Annotated in this window: 11 protein-coding genes; 3 read left to right on the top strand and 8 right to left on the bottom strand. The window is 61.5% G+C overall.

Annotation, left to right across the window (positions count from 1 at the left end):
* Positions 1-38: 38 nt before the first annotated feature.
* From Q4D83_RS06160 to Q4D83_RS06125, 8 genes are read right to left on the bottom strand one after another with little or no spacing between them, the layout of a single operon-like run.
* The gene (locus tag Q4D83_RS06160; protein WP_303173905.1) at positions 39-1,118 is read right to left on the bottom strand and encodes a hypothetical protein; all 1,080 of its coding nucleotides are present in this window, start codon (positions 1,116-1,118) and stop codon (positions 39-41) included.
* Positions 1,119-2,051, bottom strand: coding sequence for a hypothetical protein (locus Q4D83_RS06155; protein WP_303173904.1), 933 nt, complete (start codon positions 2,049-2,051; stop codon positions 1,119-1,121).
* Complete coding sequence (locus Q4D83_RS06150; RefSeq protein ID WP_303173902.1) at positions 2,051-4,177, bottom strand: hypothetical protein; 2,127 nt, start codon at positions 4,175-4,177, stop codon at positions 2,051-2,053. Before Q4D83_RS06150 ends, Q4D83_RS06155 begins: the two co-directional genes overlap by 1 nt.
* Positions 4,170-6,212, bottom strand: a complete 2,043-nt coding sequence (locus tag Q4D83_RS06145) for a hypothetical protein (RefSeq protein WP_303173901.1) — start codon at positions 6,210-6,212, stop codon at positions 4,170-4,172. Before Q4D83_RS06145 ends, Q4D83_RS06150 begins: the two co-directional genes overlap by 8 nt.
* The gene (locus Q4D83_RS06140) at positions 6,212-8,953 is read right to left on the bottom strand and encodes a hypothetical protein (protein WP_303173900.1); all 2,742 of its coding nucleotides are present in this window, start codon (positions 8,951-8,953) and stop codon (positions 6,212-6,214) included. Before Q4D83_RS06140 ends, Q4D83_RS06145 begins: the two co-directional genes overlap by 1 nt.
* A complete protein-coding gene (locus Q4D83_RS06135; protein WP_303173899.1) occupies positions 8,953-12,549 on the bottom strand; it encodes a tubulin-like doman-containing protein in 3,597 nt (1,198 codons plus the stop codon). Before Q4D83_RS06135 ends, Q4D83_RS06140 begins: the two co-directional genes overlap by 1 nt.
* Positions 12,550-12,576: 27 nt before the next feature.
* Positions 12,577-15,180 carry a vWA domain-containing protein gene (locus tag Q4D83_RS06130; protein ID WP_303173897.1) on the bottom strand — a complete coding sequence of 868 codons (2,604 nt, stop codon included), beginning with the start codon at positions 15,178-15,180 and terminating at the stop codon, positions 12,577-12,579.
* Entirely contained in the window at positions 15,177-15,713 is a 537-nt protein-coding gene (locus tag Q4D83_RS06125; RefSeq protein ID WP_303173895.1) for a hypothetical protein, read from the bottom strand. The genes Q4D83_RS06130 and Q4D83_RS06125 overlap by 4 nt, the downstream gene beginning before the upstream one ends.
* A 150-nt stretch (positions 15,714-15,863) precedes the next feature.
* Between Q4D83_RS06125 and Q4D83_RS06120 the strand changes: the two genes are divergently transcribed.
* From Q4D83_RS06120 to Q4D83_RS06110, 3 genes are all read left to right on the top strand, one after another.
* Entirely contained in the window at positions 15,864-17,219 is a 1,356-nt protein-coding gene (locus Q4D83_RS06120) for a M20/M25/M40 family metallo-hydrolase (protein WP_303173893.1), read from the top strand.
* Positions 17,220-17,478: 259 nt separating this feature from the next.
* A complete protein-coding gene (locus Q4D83_RS06115; protein WP_303173891.1) occupies positions 17,479-18,054 on the top strand; it encodes an acetyl-CoA acetyltransferase in 576 nt (191 codons plus the stop codon).
* 122 nt (positions 18,055-18,176) lie between these two features.
* On the top strand, positions 18,177-21,035 hold the full coding sequence (locus Q4D83_RS06110) for a Na+/H+ antiporter subunit A (RefSeq protein WP_303173890.1): 2,859 nt from the start codon (positions 18,177-18,179) through the stop codon (positions 21,033-21,035).
* Position 21,036 lies beyond the last annotated feature (1 nt).

Raw genomic sequence — 21,036 nt, 5'->3', positions numbered from 1 at the left:
TTCTCGACGCCCCGCCCGCCCACACTCGCACGCAAACTTCATCGCTGAGCCCCGTTCATCAGGGAAAATCTGGCAAAGAGTTCCCGTAGGGGGTCGAGGCACCTAAAGGGGGCGATGCCGCTGCGGTTGACCTGCCCGCCATCCGGTGGCGCCCCGAGCGCGGACACCGCGAAGCACTGGAAACGGTATGTGTCCGTACCAAAGAGAGGCTGGCGCAATTGGTTCATCAATTCGGTGGCTCCCAGGCAATCCAGCAAACTCAGCACTTCGAAGTGCAACAGCTGGCTGTTCTCCATGTCAAAGGGGTCTTCCATGCGCGAGTTTTCGCGCCGGAAACCCGCACCGAAGTTGTTCATCACCCGCTGCCAATTCACGCTACCCGTGTAGTAACTGTTGCTTTCATTGACGTTGGCAAGGCATTGCATGGTGTCAAACTTGGAAAGCACCAACGCAATGCCCGGACGATAATCAGCTCCGAGGACACGCAGCACATTTTGCAGGACCGCGATTGGGCGGTCGTCGCCAACCTCGTGGCGGGGCACCGCGCCGGAAAGCAGGTGCTGGATGCGCGGTACCGCCATGGGGTCAAACAGAAAGATAATGCGATCTGCGTAGCGGAAGAACTCGAGTTGTTGTTCACGCTCCACGAAGTTTTCTTCCCTGAGATCTTCACCCGCGACGTCGCGGAAGACAATAAAGATTTTCTGCGCACCATCGGCGCGCGGGTGGGTACCAACGTCGAAAATGAGTGGGCGGCGTTGGTGCGCGTCCGCAGACTGCGCCGACGGCGTCGACGGCAGCAAACCCATCTGTTCGAACAAGGGGCGTTCGTACTTTTCGGTATACGTCTGGCGAGTGTGCTCATCTGCAGGGCGGAAGGTGCCCCCATTGGCGATCGCCAATTGGCGGAGCAATTTCACCACCACGGCGATGTACAAGCTCTTACCGGAGGCACGCGCACCGGCCATGGCAATGGTAATCGTGCCGGATCCCTGCCACCCTTCCGGCAGGGGAAAATCCTCAGGGTTCGGTACGTACGGGGAATGCGTCGCCTCGGGGTCCATATCCCGGAAGGTGTAGGGGCATTTGGTTGGTATCTTCCCTGTATACGGCGACATCTATTTGCCTCCAGTCAGCGTATTCAACATGATCTCGGTGTGCTGAGCGATGGTGTCGGCGCGGGACTGCCACACCGCATCAACGAAATTCCGGTCGACCAGCGTGTACGTACATCCCCCAGTAGACAGCGGGGGCCGCGGGGTGAGCACATGCGTATACCGACGGTTCATTACCGCGGCGGGGATCCCATCCGAAATGACCACCACCGCCTCATGCTCTGGGATGCGGCTGATATCAAAACCCCAGCCCGCCTCGTGGAATTGCAGGCTGCGCTCCGGCAGGGCGGCAATCTCACTGCCTGGGACCACCACGGGGTTACTGCCGGCGCTGCTGGTACACCACCTGATTGTGTGCCTCTCGGCGGCCAGCGCAAGTACACCGCTGGCAAAGTGGCACATGGCGTGGAACTGCTCCGCGCTTAAAGAACGCTGCATGGATGCGCTGACATCGACGATGACCACCACGTCGCGCTTGCGCAATTCTGGGAGGGCATCGACGCCAACGGTGGAACGGGCCACGGAACGAATTTCACTGGAGGTACCGTCGAGGCCGTCGTCAGCGACGAGGTCGGCCGCCTCGATGACCAGCCCACGGGGGCCGATGCTCAGGGCGCCGATACTGAAGCTCGTTAAGTTCGCCACGTCAAAGGGCGGGAAGTCGATCTCAATTTCGTCCTCGCGCCGGTCGGCCAACAGGATGAGCGAAACAAACACGGTGGTCCGCGACGGGAACGCCCGATCCATGGGCCGCAAAATGATTTCCGTGCGTTCAGTGAGATTGCGCACGGCGATGTTGTTGCCGAGGCGTCGAGAATCAACGTTGGGAATATCCACATGGAAATCCACGTCGTTGTTCGTGCTCACCGTCAATTTGGCGTTGAGTTCGGCCACGCCTGCAACCGTGAAACTTTGGCCGGGCAAGAGTTTTTTCATCACCACGGTGCGTCTCCTTGAGTATGAACAATGCGGGTGGCCACGGAAGCTACCGCATCACGCACCCGCGGCGTGTGCGATAACGGGAACAACGGGGAGTCTGCAAGCTGAGCCAGATTGGATAACACCACGTCGGCGCTCGCGGGATCCACGGACGCGAGCGCGTAATCCTGCCGTGCAACGCGCGCAACGCGCTGCACTTCGGTGTCAGACGCGGCGTCGTCAGGCCAGGCCACGCCGGACACCAGGGCGTGGACCAACAGCCGGCACGTCTCCGCCTCCGTCGCAGCATGGGCACTAAACAACGGCGCAACCTGGGCAAACGGCAACAATACGGTAACCAAACGCAACAACGTTTCGCGCGCTTGAGGGTTGTGCTTCAACGTCGGTGGGAAATCCGCCAGCAGGCCGCGCACCCAAGGGTCTAAGAGCGCGGGCACCACGTCGTACATCGGCCCAGACAGCACCCGCAACAACTCATCACAATCGGAGCGAGCCAACCACTCCTGATACCCAGTCTCCCGCAAGCCGGCACCAACCTTCGCCCACAGCTCGGAGAGTTGGTCGCCACCGCAGGGAATGCGGTACCCCGCAGCCTGCTGCATGGCCATCATCCCCCGGAACAATGTGGCGTACTCGGCGGGCGTGGCGGCGCCCAACCCGTTGGTGGCCACGCGCGCCGCAATGTCTGTGAGCCGCAACTGCTGCTCGGACGCCTGTGCGAACCCCAACTGGGCGGCAACCTGAGGGTGAATCGTACCGCCGGGGGCACGCAACCATTCGCTGCCGTGCGGGCCCTGCGGGTGAAACCTGCTCTGCCACGCCGCGCGCAACAGGGACGCGCACCGGAAATTCCGCAGGTTTGCAGGTCCGCGCAACCAACCAAACAGCGCGTCGGCGGCGGCAACTGTAGCAATAACCGGATCCGAGCCGTCAAATGCATTTACTATCCCGGCGCGGACCCCGTACTCCAACCAGCGGGCGTACAACTCGCCGCGATACACCTCAGCCAGCGGCAGATTCAAGACCGTTCCAAGGGTCACACGGAAGCGCTCCGCATCACCGGGCTGCACGGAGATATCGGTGGGGAACTGCCCTAACAAGCCCAGCGGATTATCAAACACGCTGGCCTGCTTGACGCTGGTCACGCCGCCCATAGACGCGGCGAGCTGTCGCGCCTCGGGCCCGTAATCTGCCGGCGACTCCAACACCAGCGCCGCGAGACCAACGCCAAGTTGCGCGCCGTGCGCATCGGTGCGGCGTAAGGCGGCGCGGATAGCGGCGGCGTCGCAACCGGGAGTAAACACAGCTTCGGTCAACTGATTCCACGGAGTTTCCGGAGGCACAAACGTTGCGGAATCGTTGACGTCCACGATCGGGCATGCCGCGCGCAGCCGTGCGCGATCCTGCACCGGCACGCAGCTAATGCAATGATCCCGCAGCATGAGCGTTTCCGCCCGCTCAAATGTGGAAAACGCCACGCGGCGCGCCTCCGTCGGTGACATTGTCAACGACAGCGCGTATAACCACATCGCTGCTTCTTTCGTATTCTGCGTCAGCAGAATCACCGGCCCCTTTTCGACGCCGCGTTGTAGGGCATACAGCGCGCCGATCCGGTTTCCCAGCATCGTGTCCACCATCATCCATGCCATCGCGCTATCAAGTTGGGTGGAGCTAAACTCGCCGTGCTGGGGCAGCACCACCGCGTTCACTGCGTTCGGGCGAAACGGGGTAGCCCACTCCTGCGCTTCATACAATTCGATGGGATAGGCGAAACCGCGGGGGGCGCTTGGTTCGCGATCGAACAAGGCATGGCTAAACACGTTTCCGGGGCGGCCGGTGGCGTCCTTTCCAGCTGGCACGGAATACAAAAACGCATCCGCGCCCGCCACTGCGGCGGGGGCATACTCGAACCGCCGGGGCAGTTGGTCGACAGCATCCTGACCAATGAAATCATCCACCGCCTCGATCGGTTCAAGGCGAGTGGGTGCCTGCCCTTGCAGCCACGCAAGTTCCGCCGCGGAAGCGTCAACCGTGGGGCCGATGCGCCAACCGCCACTACCACCACCCGAACTGCGAAACGACGCGTAGGTCGCTTGCGCCCATCGTTGCGCCTGCTTATCCACTGTCCGGATGCCCCCCTTCCGGGGCCGACGATTGCAAAGCGCTCTGCAGGTTGACCACCTGCAACAACTTCGCGTTTGGATCTTGCAGGCTGATCGCCGTGCCGTCTGGGCCGTATTGATCGTAACTAAACAGGCGAAGAAAGCCTCCGTGTCGGGTGGCGAAAAACTCCGGATCAATCTCCCAGTAATCCACCGGATTCTCACTATTCAGCCGGGTTACATTCACGCCCGGAAGATACTCTGTCACGGGTTTCCCTTCACTGATGAGGCGGGTTCGTACCTCTTCGCCATCCCCGAGCTCCAACGGCAGGCGATTCCACTGCCAACGCAGCGTAAACGAACGAGGCTCCGCCTCTTCATGTTCCGCATACAACGCGAGCAGCACGCGGCCACGGTGCACGGCAACCTGGTAGGCCAGTTTCGTCACACCGACATACTGCAACTTCGTTTCCTCCCCGAGGGCAAGCTCGCCGCAATGATGCACGGAAGGCACAAGGAAGATATCGCCGGGTGACGGCAATTGCAGGCGCATACCCCCCTGATCCTCGTACGTTTGTTTATCAATCGCGGCCAGCAATACGCGGTCCTGCCCTTCCCCCAGGTACGCCGTTACCTCGTGCGCATTGCGGGGCCAACCGAAGGTCACCAACTGGTCGACGACACGTTCGCGGATGAACTCATTGGTCACCCTCCCAACGCGCGCCTGCGAATAGGAACTGCCCACCATACACTTCTCCCCCACCACCGATACCGGGGTGAGATAAATGGTGAACCAATCGGACGGCCACGCCACATTACAGTGCGATTCGCCGCGCTCGAGGTCGTTCGCCCAGTCGCGTTGAGCGAGCCCGAAGTCCTCGAGGTCCGCGACGTCGATAATCTTGCCGGTCAACCCATCCTCAGGTGCTTCCTGCGTGCGGTACAGCCGAACCTCGCCAGCATTCGGGTTATCCCACGACACGTCAAAGTACACGTCCCGCCCGTGATCCCGGCGCTCCACGGCGATAGCCACCTGCGACACCTCAGCAGGAACGTCAACAATGCGCTCCGGCGACGGGCTCGAAGAATGCACCATGCCGCGCAACTTCACCTGCCGCAGCACCACAAACTTATACTTCCATCCGCGCTGCTCCGGGGAAACTCGGAAACCCTGCAAATTCGCCTTCGAACGCTCAATCTCGTTCTTAGGCTTCACTGTCACCCGATCCCGCTCAGTAGCGCAATACACGGCCACGCGGTACGTTCCCTCTTTCCGGTCCCACTGGCCGTAAATCTCGCCGCCGGACACCGAAAGCTCCACATCATCGACCGGGGCGATAACATGATCCTCCCCCACAAATTCCGGTTCGGACTGCAACGCCAACAACTCGGTGGGGCCAGTGTGCATCCACACCTGGTACAACCGCATCGCAGACGTCATGGGATCAACGTCACACCACCGAGACGCCACCGTCACGCAGCGCTGCTCGCCAAGCTCGGGGTCGAGTTCGAACTCTTCTTCGTCACTAACCACGCGGAACAATCGAACCTGGTCAGACGGCAAATCCGGCGCCGACCACTCCAGCACAATCTCACTATTGGAGCGAAATGCCTTCACCGTGCCCAGTGCCTTCGGTTCTGCAAATCCGTCCAGCCTGCGGAAATCAGTACTCACATAGCCGCGAAGCTCGCTCTGCGGCTCAGGCTCGGGTTGCGGTTCGGGCTCGGGTACCGGAACTGACGGAGATTGAACAGCCGCAGGTTCGCTGCTGTCGGGCCAGCGGCCCTGTTCCAAACTCGGCGTAAACATGATGGTTTCGGGAAGATTTTCAAGCCCGTGCGTGTTGTCGGTATCGACGAGCGCGCGGATCAACGTCAGCGGTTTACTCCACACATTGATGATTGGCGCGGCGTTTTCCTTACGCAACAGTGTGGTGTCTAGCGCAATCTCAACAAGCTGATCCAGGGTGGGAAGTTGTTCGGCGGGGAACCGCCGGGCGGCCTGCTCCCGCCACTTCTCGTACAGTTCATATGCAACTTCGGCTCGTGTTGCCATTAGAACTCTCCTTCCCCGGGCATACCCTGAGGCCACACCGTAGGCGCTTGGCCCAACGGTGGCATACCCCAATCTTGTTCCCCGCTCGGCGGCGCGGGCGGAGCCTGCGTCGAGGTTTCCGGTTCGCTAACGCGAATGTCCTCAGCGCGGGCGGGGTAGCTTACCTGCACAAGTACCTCACTCACGCCGATGGCATCGAGCTCGGAATCCGCCTGGTGAAAATAGGCGTGGTTGACTAAGTTCACGGAGTTCACACGGCCGGCGTCGGTAATAAACTCGGCGTTAAACGAACCCGCTTTCTGAATACTTTGCAGCGGCTGCAAACTCGGCGCGTTCATTTTCTGCCCACCGCGGGTAATCCGCATGGGCTGCAAAATGGTGGTCCGCTCGCGGCGCACCGCATCATTGAGCGCGGTGGTAATGTCGCTCCACTCGTCAAGGCTACGATCTTCAGCGTTGTACTCCGCACTTGCCATGAGCTGCCCCATCCGGTCCAACGCGGTACCGGTGCCGCGCCCAGTCAACGCGTGCATGTTGTCGGTGCGCACGGGGATCCCAGCCTGTTTTTCCAACTGCGCGGTGGCCACTGCGCGCGCTTCGACGACGTGATTGTCCATCCAACCTTGGTGGTATAGCCGGGAGCGGAACTGCCGCGCCAAGTTCTCGATCACAGCTTCGTCGGGCGCTGCCTCCGCAAGCAATACGGAATCGGGCATATCGTTGGCAGGGGTAATGTTATCCACTCGGTACTGCTGCACCTTACCGAACGGCCGCTCGAGGACGGCACCGAGTTGGTGATTCAGCGCCACGAACTGCTGGTAGCCAATGTCGAGTTTCTCCCGCGCCTCCAAGCAGGCGATGTAATTTCGATCGGCAGCCTCGATATCGTCGATCAGGGTTCGGCGACGGTTCAGCACTCTGATTTCGTCCCTGGTTTCCAAGGCGACTTGAACTATGAAGCACAGCAGCCACAACACGAACCACACCCCGAGGAATGTTGCCTTGGTGGACGTTGCGGACATTTCGAACGCCCGCACCCACTGGTAGACGGGCAGCCCTTGGGGGTTAAGGTCGGTGCGGTAAACCGTCCACAATCCCAAAAACAGCGCCCACGACCAGAAAGTGACGTAGCCCAACCACCGTAACGCCAGGATCAACCGCGCCGCAGTGCTCGGGGCAGCTTCTTTCTGGTTACGCAGTTTCATGGAACGCGCCTGCCACTTAGCTGCCTCCTGCTCCAATTCCCGCGCGATCGTGTTGAGCCGCTGGCCGATGATCGCAGCGAAGCTACCCGAATGTTCATCGCGCCAGCGTCCGAACTCGCCGATAATGCGCCCGACGTCTCGATGTTGGCGTTCCGCCTGTTGCGACAAGGTCCTTTCGTAACGTTCCGCCTCGATGAGGTCGTAGGACGCGATGGAATCCATGCCGAGCATGCTTTTCAGCTGTGGCGGCAGCTCGTTGCCAAAGCGCACGCTGGGGCCGGGGATAACCACCCTGCTGGATGGCGCCACGTACACCGGCGCGGTTTCGTGAGCTGCTACTGCGGTGGGGAACCTCGGCACGTTGCTGCTGCCGAAGGGACGTGGTTGCGCGTCCACCATGGTCAGGACTAAATTTTCGTAGCTTTCCCACAGCGGGGCGTACTCCCGTGCCACCTGCTCACGATTGGTGCGTTCTGCCACGATGTGTTTCGGGTTTTCGTACCCGACATGGGGCACAGCGCCGACTTGGACCCGGGAGTCCGTACCGTACAGCGAGCTTTGCAGCGCTTGGCTGGTAAGCCCGCTGAGCTCGTCACTGCTGTTACGAAACCAGCGCACGGGCGCGGTGACAAAGTTTTTGGCAAAGGTGCGCAGGTATTCCCCCGCCGCGCCGGTATTGCTCTGATGCCGGGTACCTTCGGCGACACTCCGGCTACGCTCCCCTTTCAGCAGCGGAAGGTAATCCTGGATCAACTGTTCGGCGCATTGTTCATTGAATTGGCGGTATTCGGTCGCATAGTGTGCGGTGGTTTTGTCACCGCGGCCTACCAGTAGTGGCAGCGGGTTGGTTTCGGTGTGAAAGATCCGCTCTCTGAGCTTTTGTTGCACCTCCTGGCCATCGATGCGCCGATAGAACGTGCGTACAAGGCGAAAGGTATTGCCGTGAGCGGGTTCCATTTGCAGCACGGGCGCGTTTTCGTGCCCCTCCCAGAGACCGAACAGACTAGCTATTCCAGCGGCGCAGTGCAGTACGTACCGCCCGCCAACATTGCCGTCCACATACGAGACCGGCGTGACTTCTGGGCCGATACTGTCTTCGGGAGCAAGCATGACGTTGTTGTACCCGCTGAGGAGCGGCAACGGAGCAGCAGTCCGCGTGCCGACGGCCGCGAGGAGCAGATTCGTGCGCCGCGCACCGTGGCCGATTCCCACGGCGTCGATAGCGTCGATGAGGGGGCCAAGCTGCTGGCTGGTCATCGCTCCTGCCGGGTTAGTGAGGTCGTTGATCACACCGATATTGATGCTGGCAGCGCGAGTGCGAGTCAAAGCTTGGTTGAAGGGCAAAAACTCCACCTTGGTGCTGCCGTCCGCCACCGGCGACACACAACTAGTCACCGACGTTGAGGATTCAAAGGTGTCTGCATCCACCCACAGGTAACCCACCACGAGCTTTAACGCAGCCAAATCTTCGAGGGCTTGCTGAATTGCCACCGACAGTGGGCCGCGGCCCACAAACACCGTTAGCCGATTTCCCATCAAAATTCTCCTTGACCCGGCATGTCCAAATCCTCACCCACATGCCGTGATGGTGCGAAAAAGTCCGCGGATTGCGCGGTGCGTGGCGGCCCTGCGGCGTACGCCTTATCCAAGAGTCCCGCCAGTTCGGCCGTCACCTTCACCACGTCGGGGGCGATATCGTGATACACCGGCACTCGGGAAGCGAGCTGGCGGTCCTTGATGTCGCCGAACTTGCGGTCCATATTGACGTGCAATTGCCCCGCCCCCAAGGTGCTGGTGGGGACGAACGCCTGCGCGTTGTTGCCCTGTTGCTGCAACCATTGCTTGGCTGCCGCGAGGCGCTCCTCGGGCGTGCGGTCGGCTTCAGTACCCGCCACCACGTGAATGTCTCCAGACTTCCGCTCGCCGCTAAACAACCATTCCTGCAACAGGCGCTGTGCCCGCAACGTGCGGTTTTCGTTCGACGGTGTGGGTTCCGAATCGTAGAGTTGGCGCAACAACATGTACGGGCGCACGGATTCAAACAGCGGGTAATCGCCCACGCGCGCCCACGCCAACGAGACGGACTCTAAGAGGTTCGGCAACCAATCCAGGGTGGAGCGGAAACGCGACACCGGCGTAAGCATCGGCGTGGCAAAGTTCACCCACGTGCCCGCAGCATGGTCATACACCTGCACCGGCTCGTCGTCGCGCGCATCCAACGTGCCTGGGCAATACACCGTGCCGGTGAGCCGGCCAATATACCAGCCCGCGACCATGGCGTGGCGTTCCTTCGTGGACATGGGGAGCGCCGCGGGAAGCGGCCGAGAACGCCGCGCCGACCAAAACTCCGCCCGGCTGCCCACGGCTTTGTCCCACTGCTCCGCAATGGGCGGCAGCAAAGATTCGAACACTACCGGAAGGTAGTTCGGGTAGCTGCCAAAAATATCAATGGACCGCTCCTCGCCCTGGTTTTGCATCGCTTTGCCGAACGGGTCCTTCAATTCGCTGAACGAAACGTTCGGGTATTCCACCAGTGCCTTTTCGAGCATGCCGGATACCTCGTCGCCGCCCAGCGGGATGCGTGAGAACACGAACTGATAGCTGATCGCCTTACCGTAGATTGCTTGCACCAGTTGGGCGTTGATCTGGGCGAGTGGCAACGCGTTGGTCATTGCTTCTGTGAACCGGCTGACAATCTGCTGGCGCCGCTGTTGCCGCTCGTGTTCCGGGATCCCAGGGCTGGTCACGTATTCCCGCAGCGAAGTGGAAATGAAGTGCTGGAAGGAAAACCCGGGGCGACGAATGTACTGTCGGGACCGCTCCAACACCACCGCTGGGGAGATACGGAATTCAAAGCGAGCGGGCCGGGGATCCCGGAAGTTCGATTGTTCCCCCGGCACGGTGGTGAGGTCACGCGCGATCCAAGTTTCCCGCAATACGAGGAGATCACGCGGGGCCTGTTCAGCACCGGTGGTGGACTCCCATTCGGCGCTGACCACGCGCTGTGCGGAGATTTGCAGGGCACGGTGGAAGTCGATCCTGTCGGATCCGGAGTCTTTCGCGGATTCGATAATGTCGTGCTGGAATTGCCGTGGGAAGGTTTCCACATCGGTGAGGAACACCTCGTTTGCCGCCTGGCTGAACCGGTCCGGTACCGCCGCCTGCGATTCATCCGGCCACAACCTCGGCACATTGGTTTTCAACTGCGCGACGCCCAGGTTGGGGTCGTTGTTTACTTGTTCTGCAACTTCCAGCTCGCGGTGCTCCGCACGCATGGTGCTGTCGAGCGGCCCGATAAAGTTTTTCAGGAAGTCTTCTAACACGGGCGTGAGCAGCCGGGCGATGAATACCACCGCGCTGCGCCGCAATTGCGGGACCGACGATTCCACAATGTTGCGAATGTAGGCGTTATCGTCTGTGATTTTTCCGCGAGCGTTTGCCAGGCTGGACCGCATTTCCGGCGACAGCGTCACATCTACCTGCGTGTTAGCCACCTCGCGCACTTCGCGGATCATGGTGTCTTCCAGGTAGCGGCGGATCGTCGCCAACACCGTGTTGCCGTAGGGCACACCATATTTACCTATTTCAGTGCGGATGATGTCCAGCAGTTTTTCTTGAACCACGGCGCCGCTGGCCCAGTGATACACCGCCGCGTAAAGCAACCCATCAACGTCGTTTTTGGCGTCGTGGTTGATGGATTGCAGCGCCTGCTCCACGGTGGGCAACCAGTCCCGTCCGCGCTGGCCCGCGGAACTTGGAATGCGGGATTCCATGCGGCTAGCAATCCGATTGGCCCACTGTTTAATCTCGTCTTCGAAGGTGTACATGATCCAATTGCCGGCATTGTTCGGCGGCGGCAAAATTTGGGCGATGCGGTCATGCAAACCGTTGAGATTGTTGTTGAGTTTTTCCTCAATTTGGGCATCCCCCGACGCCAAACTCATCGGGTCCGCGTGCCCGCGGAGCAATTTCTCCACCGCAGAGTTGGCCAAGCGTTGCGCCGCGTATTCGCCGTAGCGGTCGCGCCCCATGGAAAGCTGCGCGTAACCGTAAGAACCCCAGGGGATGTCTTTGGTGTCAGTGACGCCCCAACCGAATTTACTGTGGTCGGCGGATAATCCGCCGCGGTTCCCTAGGGTGAAGGAACGGAAATTGTCCATGGAGATCCGGTCCATCATGAGCGCGGCAAGACCACGGCCCAAGGCACGGTAGACGGTCTTCGGTTGTCCGTCGCCCAAGCGGGCACCGACTTCCCCGGAGCGGATACCCACGGGGAATACCCGCCCAATCGGCAAGCCTTCCGCATTGTAGCTAGGCAGGCCGAGCGCACGCAGGGTACGCACATCCTCTTCGTTTGCGGTGCCGAACTGGGCCGCCACCAATTCCGCAAACATGGACAGCGCGTTGGGGTTGGTGCCCGCAACAGAGTCTTCGGATAGCGCGGAGAAAATGTCCGGGGTGACCAAGAACAAGGATGTTAAGGAAGGCGTGAGGCCATCCAATCCGGTGAGCAGGCGGCACACGTCGATGGCCATGGATGCCCCAGCGCCGCCGGCCATGGAGGACACCACGAACACCACCGGCATTTCCCCGCTAATGGTTCCGGATGTTTGCGCACTGCCGTACAGCTCGGCGCGTAAGTCGTTGAGTTCACGGTTAGTTTCCGCTTGGAAGAGCACATCCCAGGCTTTGGCAAGCTCGGAATGCACCTCCTTAAGTTTGCTCAAGATCAGCATGCGTCCGATGGCGCGGTATTGGCCGGCACCCGCGCCCACCACCGTGGTTTCCGACGTGGGATTGGGGTGCGCCCAACTGGCGATGGTGCCCAGCGAACCGGTGGTAGCGAGGCGTTGGGAGACCGCGGCGTCGACAGTGGCGTAGCGGTCGCTGCTGCCGCAGGAAATGTAGTGGCCACCCGCCTCGGATACGTTGGGCAGGTTTGTGCCGGCGGATTCGGGCACAACAGGCACGTCCACGCTGACAAATTGCCAGGCTGCCGGGAGCACCACATCTTTCGGTGTGGGGTAGCGGTGAGGCAGGCGTTCCGCAAGCATGGTTTTCAGTTGGTCCATCATGTACGCCAGCGTTTGCGCACCGGAACCACCACAACCAACGACAAAGACTTTCTGCATGGTGTGTTGTTCTCCTAGTTGATCTTGTTAGTTCCACTTAGGCCCGTCGCCCCAGGATGGTGGGGTGCCCCACGAATCCTGGCTGCCCCACGAATCCTGCGAGCCCCAACCCTGATCCTGCGAGGATTGTTGCGGCTGTTGGGGTTTTGGCGTGGAATCCCAGGTTTCCGCGGGCGCCGGGGCGGGCTGTTGCACGATTTGCTGTTGGATGCGTTCCGCCAATTCGGGTGCGCGGTCCGCGATGTCCTTGGCCATGCGGTGCGCTGCTTCGTGGGTGATTGGCAAGCGTGGCAGCACGATAAGTTCGAGGTTTCCGCCCACCGCTGCGATAAACCAGTGGCCCTGCACCACCAATGGCAGCACAGCCTGGTTGGCGCGCTGGTGGCCGGTGTCGCTCACCGAGGGGGTGGTCTCCACGAGCACGGATGGCGCTGCCAACGGGTTGAGTTGGAAACTGCGTACCCGCAGCCGGTGGCCGAGGACGTCGGCTGAACGGCCGTCGTGAAGCACTTCGTTGCGGGACGCCTCGTCGAGGTCAATGACGGGGCTGCTGCTGCCGTTGAAGCGCAAGGTGGTGCCATCGAAACGCAGGGGGATGCGCTGCGCGCCGAAGTACTGCCGCGGAATGCGGGCAGTGAGGTAACGCACAAGGTAGAGCAACCCCAGGGGAATGAGCAAGCCCAGCAGCACGGCCCCAACTACGGCGAAGGTGAACTTGGTGGCGTCCAACGGCACGCTCAAACTACCGTTCGCCACCACCGCAACACCGGTGTCTTGGGTGCCGTCCGCGCGGGCGACCACCACGGGAATCGTGCCGGACACAAGACCATCACGCAATTGCGCAACGCTTACCGTAATCGGCAACGCTCCTTCCTCATCCTCACCTAACTCGAGGGCGGAATTGACGTCCGCGTGGGCGCTGGAGATGTTGATGGCCTCGATGCCCTCCGGCAGGGTTTCAGTTTCCAATGTGCTGCCCGCGGGAATCCAAACCTTTCCGGGGCCTTTCACCGGGATATTCATGGTAATTTCGGGCGCTTCCATGGTGAAGTTCACGGCACCCGGGACCTCGGGCATGTCGGAGCGGGATACCGCCATGGGGACTTCCGCGGTGATGGGCTCCAGCTCCGTTCCAGCTGCGGGCGGGGCGGGCGCGGTAACGATGCGTACGCTTGCGCCCAAGTTGCCGGTGGCGGGCAGGTGCCGCAGCGAATCCAGCGGCAGTTTCAGGGGTTGACCGGCGCTGATATCAGCATTGGAGAGGAGCTCGGTTCGCCCGCCTTCCCCGGTGGGAAGGAACCCAACGTCAACCGTGGCGGTGCCGTCGAGTGCGCGGGGTTTGCCGTGACGATCCACGAGCTGCACGGCAAGGTCGTCGTTGCTGCGCACGTTGAGGCTGCTGCTCACTGGGCCATCGGGGCCGATGAATTGCACCTGCAGGTCTGGTTGAATCTTCACCGAGTGAAACACGCGGTGGTCGGTACGGTCCGCGGCGTAGTCGGTGAATTGCAGGCTCCAGCGGCCAGCCCAGCTTTGCCCGCTAGCAAGCTTCATCTCACCCTCGGCTTTTTGCACAGGGTCTGCGGTGGCCGTCCAGCGTATCGACGCCCCACCTACCGTGCCGTCGCCGTCGCCCTCCAGTGGCAGCAACGAACCGTCAGGCGCCCGTAGTTCCAGTTTCGCGTTGGGGCCGAGGTCGTCCTTGGCCACCGCCGTAAACCGCACGGAATCAATCGAATCATCCAAAACAAACTCGAACGGTTCGTCAGCGGTGGTTTCCGTCGAGTATTCGCCGCCCGTGCTCAACGCTTGGTGGAAGCTGGCAAACAAACTCCCCACACTGTCCGCGGGGAAAAACGCGCCGTTGGGTTCCAACGCGCCGCAGGGCGTGCCGCCACCTTCTGTGATGCCTTCGAAGAGACCGAAATCTGAGGGGTTTTTCGGGTCGGACAAGCCGATGCCAACATTGGTAATGTTTGCCGCACGGAACTTATCAGTAATCCCGTTGTCCCGGCAGATCGCCTCCTGGGCGGCGGGGACGCCCTCTTGCGCGGTAAGCGCCCCATCGGTGAAGGTCACCAACATTTTGCAGCTGTCTTCCGAACCGGAACGGGGGAAATCCTGGTAAGCGCCCTCGAAAGCGTTGGCGTAGTTGGTGTACTGCTCACCGGTGCGGTCCGCGAAACCCGCGATGGTGTTTTTCACGCCTTTAATGCTGCTATCGTCCAATTGCACCCACTCGCCGTAGGCGGGATCCGTGGCGCCGCTTTTGTATTCCTGCCCGAAACCGGCGACACGCAACCGCACATCCACGCCCTCGTCGTTGTGCTTGACCAGCAGCTGATTCACAAAGCTTTGAGCGGCGGGCACACGGTTATGCTCGGCGTCCGCGCCGGGGATGTTCGCGTCGATGCTGCCGTCCTTGACCTGGTGAATCAACGACTCAGTTTCATCCATGAGCAGGATGACGTCCAACTTGCCCTTCGTGGACACACAGGACCCCAACTCCGCCAACGCGCGGGAGCTGGAATGTTCTTGGGCGTGCGCAGTGGTGGCCATGAGTGCGGACGCCGCGCACGCCATCACGAACGCCGCACCAGCCGCCGCCATTTTTCGCACAAACGTGCTCATAGTTTGCCCACCCACTGTCCAATCTCAACTGCCGACCACAAAATACCCACAAGCAACGCCCCCACCGTGACCCAATACAGAGTGACTTTCCACCCGATCACGGAGTAAAAACCCTTCGCCCGCCGCCGATTATCCTCGTTAAAATACAATCCCAGCAGCGTGATACCGAAGATGCCTGCGGCGAGCCACGCCACTACGGAAAGCACGCGGAACATAAATTCGGTGGGCGTAAACGAGCCCAGGGTGATCGTGGCGGAAAGCACGAGGCTTAGCGCCGCCATGACCATACTAGGAGCGAGGGCCAGCATGGGCGCCGAGGTGGCGCTGACCGCTTGGGCGGGGCCGTCCACCTGCCATGCAGGCGCGGACCGGCCCGGAGGTTCGGTACCGAATTGCGGTTGTGGCTGGGGTCCGAATCCGCTTGCAAACGGGCTGGGGGTTCCACCCGCGCCGTCGCCAAACGCAGGCCTGGAACCTGCATTCGAGGCCGGGGTTTCTTCGAAACCACCAAACGGTGAATGTTGTTGGGGCATGCACTACTCCTCATCATCTCCCCGCCGCTCGTTTCCACGTGCGGGTACTCACGTGCAATGCAGCGAAAATTGAACCTCAGTGTAGTCGGGTTTTCCCGAGCGTGAGACCGGCGATTCTATAGGGTATAAGTTTGGTTACAATGGGCTTACATGAAGGCTCAACTAGGTGCGGCGGCGGTGCGCGCGGCCGTCGAAAAGCAACGACAAAACATCCACGACGACCTTGCCGAGCTCGTCTCGTTCAACTCCGTCGCCCAGGCGCCCGAATGCGCTGCCGAACACGCCGCGGCGCGGGAATGGGTAGTCGCAGCGTTGCAGAAGCTGGGGCTGGACGTCGCGGTGTATGACACCGCTGATGATGCGCCCACGATCATCGCCGACCGCCCCGGAACCACCACCGTCCTGCTGTATTCGCACTACGATGTGGTGCGCGCTGGCGACCCCGCCGATTGGCTCTCCGACCCGTTCACCCTCACCGAACGTGATGGTCGCTGGTACGCCCGCGGCGCGGCCGACTGCAAAGGCAACTTGGTGATGCATCTCGCGGCGCTACGGGCGGTAGCGGAACTCGGCGGCACTGACCTTGGTATTCGCGTGGTCATCGAAGGCTCCGAGGAATGCGGCGGCGAAGGGCTGGACAAGCTCATCGCGGAACGCCCAGAACTGTTCGAGGCGGACGTGATCCTGATCGCCGATACCGGCAACGTGGCGCTGGGCACGCCGACGCTCACCACGTCCCTTCGGGGCGGCGCGCAGATCGACGTCCAACTTGATACGCTGCGGGCGCCGGTGCACTCCGGCGGCTTTGGCGGCGCCGCACCGGACGCCACCGCACTGCTCATCCGCCTGTTGAACACATTGTTCGACGAGTACGGCCGCACGAGCATCGAGGGGATCGACTGCACCGCAACCTGGGATGGGGAACAATACCCCGTCGCAGCCTTCCGCGCCGACGCCGGCGTGCTCGACGGCGTGCAGCTCATGGGTGGCCCGGACGACACCCCGGCTGACCTGGTATGGATGCGTCCCGCGATCATCGTCACGGGCTTTACCTCCACCCCCGTCGAGGAGGCCGTCAACGCCGTGCCTAATACCGCCACCGCTCGCCTCAATGTTCGCATTCCCCCTGGACTACGCACCACGGACGTCGTCGCGGCGGTGTGCGCGCAGCTCGAACGCAACACCCCGTTTGGTGCGCAGCTCACCACGTCAATCAAAGAAGTATTCGACCCGTTTACCGCCAACACTGAGGGTCCCGCCGTCCAAGCGCTCATCAGCGCCCTCTCCGCCGCCTACGACAACAAACCCACCGCAACCGTAGGCACCGGCGGCTCCATCCCGCTCTGCACCACGCTCACCAATGCGTTCCCGAATGCTGAACTCGCGCTGTTCGGGGTAGAGGAACCGCTAACTACGATTCACTCCCCCAATGAATCCGTTTCCGAGGAAGAAATCATCAGCATCGCCGTGGCGGAGGCGCTGTTCCTGCTGAATTACGGCAGGTAGGGAGCGTGCGGATGTGGGGTTGGCACCCCCACATCTCCCCCCAGGTTTTTGCGCAGTGGTGTGACCCTGGTTACCATGCCCGATGTGACTTACATCATTGAAGCGCCGCGACTTAGGCGAGTAGCCAAGGCTACGCACCCCAGTGAAGGATAGGACTGACCCCTTCACTTTGGGGAAGTAGTCGTTAGTAACCCAGCATCCGAGTCGGTCCCCCCTTGAAAAAATCAAACCAGTTTGAAGCATCCACGCAAGGACCGAAATGTTTACTACCACCGCTACTCGCCCACACCGTTCCACCCAATCGATCCGTTCCACTACGGTCGAATACCACCGCGACACGCAGCGTAGCCCCGTTGGCTCCCCGATCCGCACCACCACCCGGTTCTTCGCCGACGATCCGTTCCGTGCCCGCTTCGGCCATCAATTGCCGCGCGGGTTGCGGGAGGAAGCTCGCGGCATGGAGTGGCGCACCTTTGCCGCCACCTACGCCCCAGCAAGCCAGCTGCGTATTCACCACATTGAATCCACAAAGTTGCGCGGCTCCACCTCCCGCTTCGAGGCAACGTTGACGGATTCCCGCAACGGCGCCCGCACCACCACGCACCGCGAGATTCGCGCTACCGGCCCGGTTTCCGCGTGCACCAACTTGCTTGCCGACGCCGGCCGCCGCGTGGAAATCCTCGAATTCCACCAATTCGAAATCTTCGAAGCAACCGTCACGTTCATCTACACGTGCAATAACAATAAGCGCGCTTGGGCCATGGGGTTTGGCGCCAACTGCGAACTGTCTGCGGCTGCCGCACTGAGCTCCGCCGCGCATCGCCTGCACGGCTAACGGCGCACCGCGCCACTAAGCCAAGGCTGGGCTAGCTGGCTGTTCAGCACTCGTTCTCACTGAATGTACACTGGACTCCAGCTGTTCATCGCCCAAGACTCGAGAATCTAAAGAACCCCCACGTGCTCACGCTCCTCACCGCCCTCGCTGTCAGTTCCTGTCTCGCCCCGATCTTGGTGCTACGCATGGGCAACCGTGCATTCGGGCTCCTTGCATTAGTTCCGGCAGCGGGCGCGATCTGGATTGTTTCCCTGTTTGCGCAGGGATTCACCCCATTGACGTTCCGCGCCGAATGGGTGCCCGCCGCAAACCTCACGTTGGACTTGCGCATGGATGCGCTGTCCGCCCTGTTCTGCCTAATCATTTTGGGCATCGGGTCGTTGGTGTTGGTCTATTGCTGGGGATACTTCGAGGTAAACCGGCGTCGATTGGCGGTATTTGCCTCCCAAATGGTGGCCTTCGCCCTCGCCATGGTGGGCCTGGTAGTTTCCGATAGCCTGCTGTTGATGTACGTGTTTTGGGAATGCACGTCCATCCTGTCGTACCTGCTCGTCGGCTACTACGGTGAGCGCGCGTCGTCCCGCCGGGCCGCCAGCCAAGCCTTGATGGTCACCACGCTCGGCGGCCTGGCCATGCTCATGGGCATTGTCATGCTCGGCCAACAAACCGGCGCGTGGACCCTCTCCGAACTGGCGTCCTACAAAAACCTGTACAGCACACCGTACGTGCGGTTCGCGGTCGTGCTGCTCCTGGCAGGAGCACTGTCCAAGTCCGCCATCGCCCCCGCCCATTTCTGGCTGCCCGGGGCGATGGCGGCGCCGACGCCGGTGAGCGCCTACCTGCACTCCGCGGCAATGGTGAAAGCCGGCATCTATCTGGTAGCCCGGCTATCGCCAAGTTTTTCGGTGATCCCGGCGTGGCACTTGGTAGTGATCCCGTGCGGGCTCTTCACCATGATTATGGCGGGGTGGATGGCCCTGCGGCAGAAGGACCTCAAACTGATCCTCGCGTATGGAACCGTCTCCCAGCTTGGATTTTTGGTGGCAATCGTAGGCATCGGTTCCCGCGCCGCCATGCTCGCGGGCCTCGCCATCACCGTGGCACACGCGTGCTTTAAGGCGTGCTTGTTTATGGTGGTTGGCGCTATCGACCACGCCACCGGCACCCGCGACGTGCGCAAACTTGATGGGCTGGGCGCCAAACAACCGGGTCTGGCCGCGCTCGCTATCGTCGCGGCGCTTTCCATGGCGGGCGCTCCCCCTACCTTAGGCTTCGTAGCCAAGGAACAGGTGCTCACCGTGTTGATCTACGAACAAGCCTTAACTGGCATGCCGGCGAAGTTGACGCTCGCTGGCGCCGTGATCGGGTCGATGCTCACGGTTGCCTATAGTTTGTACTTCCTTTACGGGGCGTTCGCCACCAAACGGGCCACCAGCCCGGCGGTGGAGTCAATGCACCGCATCATCCCGGGGTTGTGGATCCCGCCGCTCGTGCTGGCCGTGGCTTCAGTAGCGCTGGGCGTGGTGCCGCAACCGGTGGATACGGTGATCGCTACGCACATCACGGGGCGGTTCGGGGCGTCGGCAAGCGACCATCACCTGGCGCTGTGGCACGGCTTCACCCCGGTACTTGCGCTCACCTGTGCGATTCTGGCGATTGGTTCTGTGTTGCACTGGCAGCGCGCCACGGTGGCGAAGCTCCACTTCCAACAGCCGGCCTTGGGCAGCGCGAACGCCGCATACGACCGCGTGGTGCAGACCCTGCAACGAGTGTCGTTGCGCATGACCGCCACCACGCAGCGCGGTTCGCTCCCGCTCAACCAAGCCATCATTATGGGAACACTAGTACTATTCCCGGTGATTGTGCTGATCAACGGCAAGCGGAACCCCATCCGCATGGAGTTATGGGGGACACCGGTGCAGGCGTTCGTGGCAGTACTCATCATGATCGCCGCGATCGCCGCCACGGTGCTGCGAAACCGGTTGTCGGCGCTCATCATGGTAGGGCTCACCGGCTACGGAATTTCCGTTATCTTCGCGCTCTACGGCGCCCCGGACTTGGCGCTCACGCAGATGCTGGTGGAAACCATCTCCGTGGTGGTGTTCGTGCTGGTGTTGCGCAAGCTTCCCAGCAGCGCACCCCAACCGCAAGGCTACTTGCGGGTGCGTGCGTGGTTGGCAATCGCGGTGGGACTCACGGTGATCATCCTCGGAGCCTTTGCCATTAGTGCCCGCACCGCCACGCCAATTTCGGACGTTATTCCGCGCCTGGCTAAGGATATCGGCCACGGTGCCAACGCCGTCAACGTGCTGCTTGTGGATATCCGCGCCTGGGACACCTTCGGCGAGATTTCCGTCCTGGTGATCGTGGCTACGGGCGTGGCCTCGCTGGTGTACCGCACCCGGAGTTTCAGCAGGTCATCGCGCCGGCCCGTGTTGCGTCTGGGCGGCAGCCCCTGGCTGGCCACCAACGCGCCGGGGGCGAGCGTAGACCGGAACCGTTCGCTGATGGTCGAGGTAAGCACGCGCGTGCTGTTCCACAGCATGATGTTGTTGAGCGCGTACTTCTTCTTCGCTGGGCACAACGCCCCTGGCGGTGGTTTCGCTGGCGGTTTGGTGGCGGCGTTAGCGGTGACGCTGCGCTACCTGGCGGGCGGCCGGTTCGAGCTCGACGAGGCAATACCTATCGACGCCGGGCGCATCCTCGGCGTCGGATTGCTCACCTCCGCGGCGTCGGTGGTGGTGCCATTGGCCTTGGGATATCCGCCACTGACAAGCGCCGCTTGGGATGTTCCGTTGCCGCTCATCGGTGAGGTTCACATCGTATCCGCCGTATTTTTCGACGCCGGCGTGTACCTCATTGTGATCGGCCTTGTGCTGCATATTCTGCGGAGTTTGGGGGCGCAATTAGACATGGACCAAGATTTGCGCAAGCAGCGCGCCCGGGATCGCGCGCGCCGACTCGCCCGAAAGGAGCGCTAGG

It is taken from the genome of Corynebacterium sp., from assembly GCF_030532715.1.
In the GTDB taxonomy this organism is placed as follows: domain Bacteria; phylum Actinomycetota; class Actinomycetes; order Mycobacteriales; family Mycobacteriaceae; genus Corynebacterium.
The sequence above is the reverse complement of the archived record's forward strand: the minus strand, read 5'-3'. Positions and strand labels throughout refer to the sequence as shown.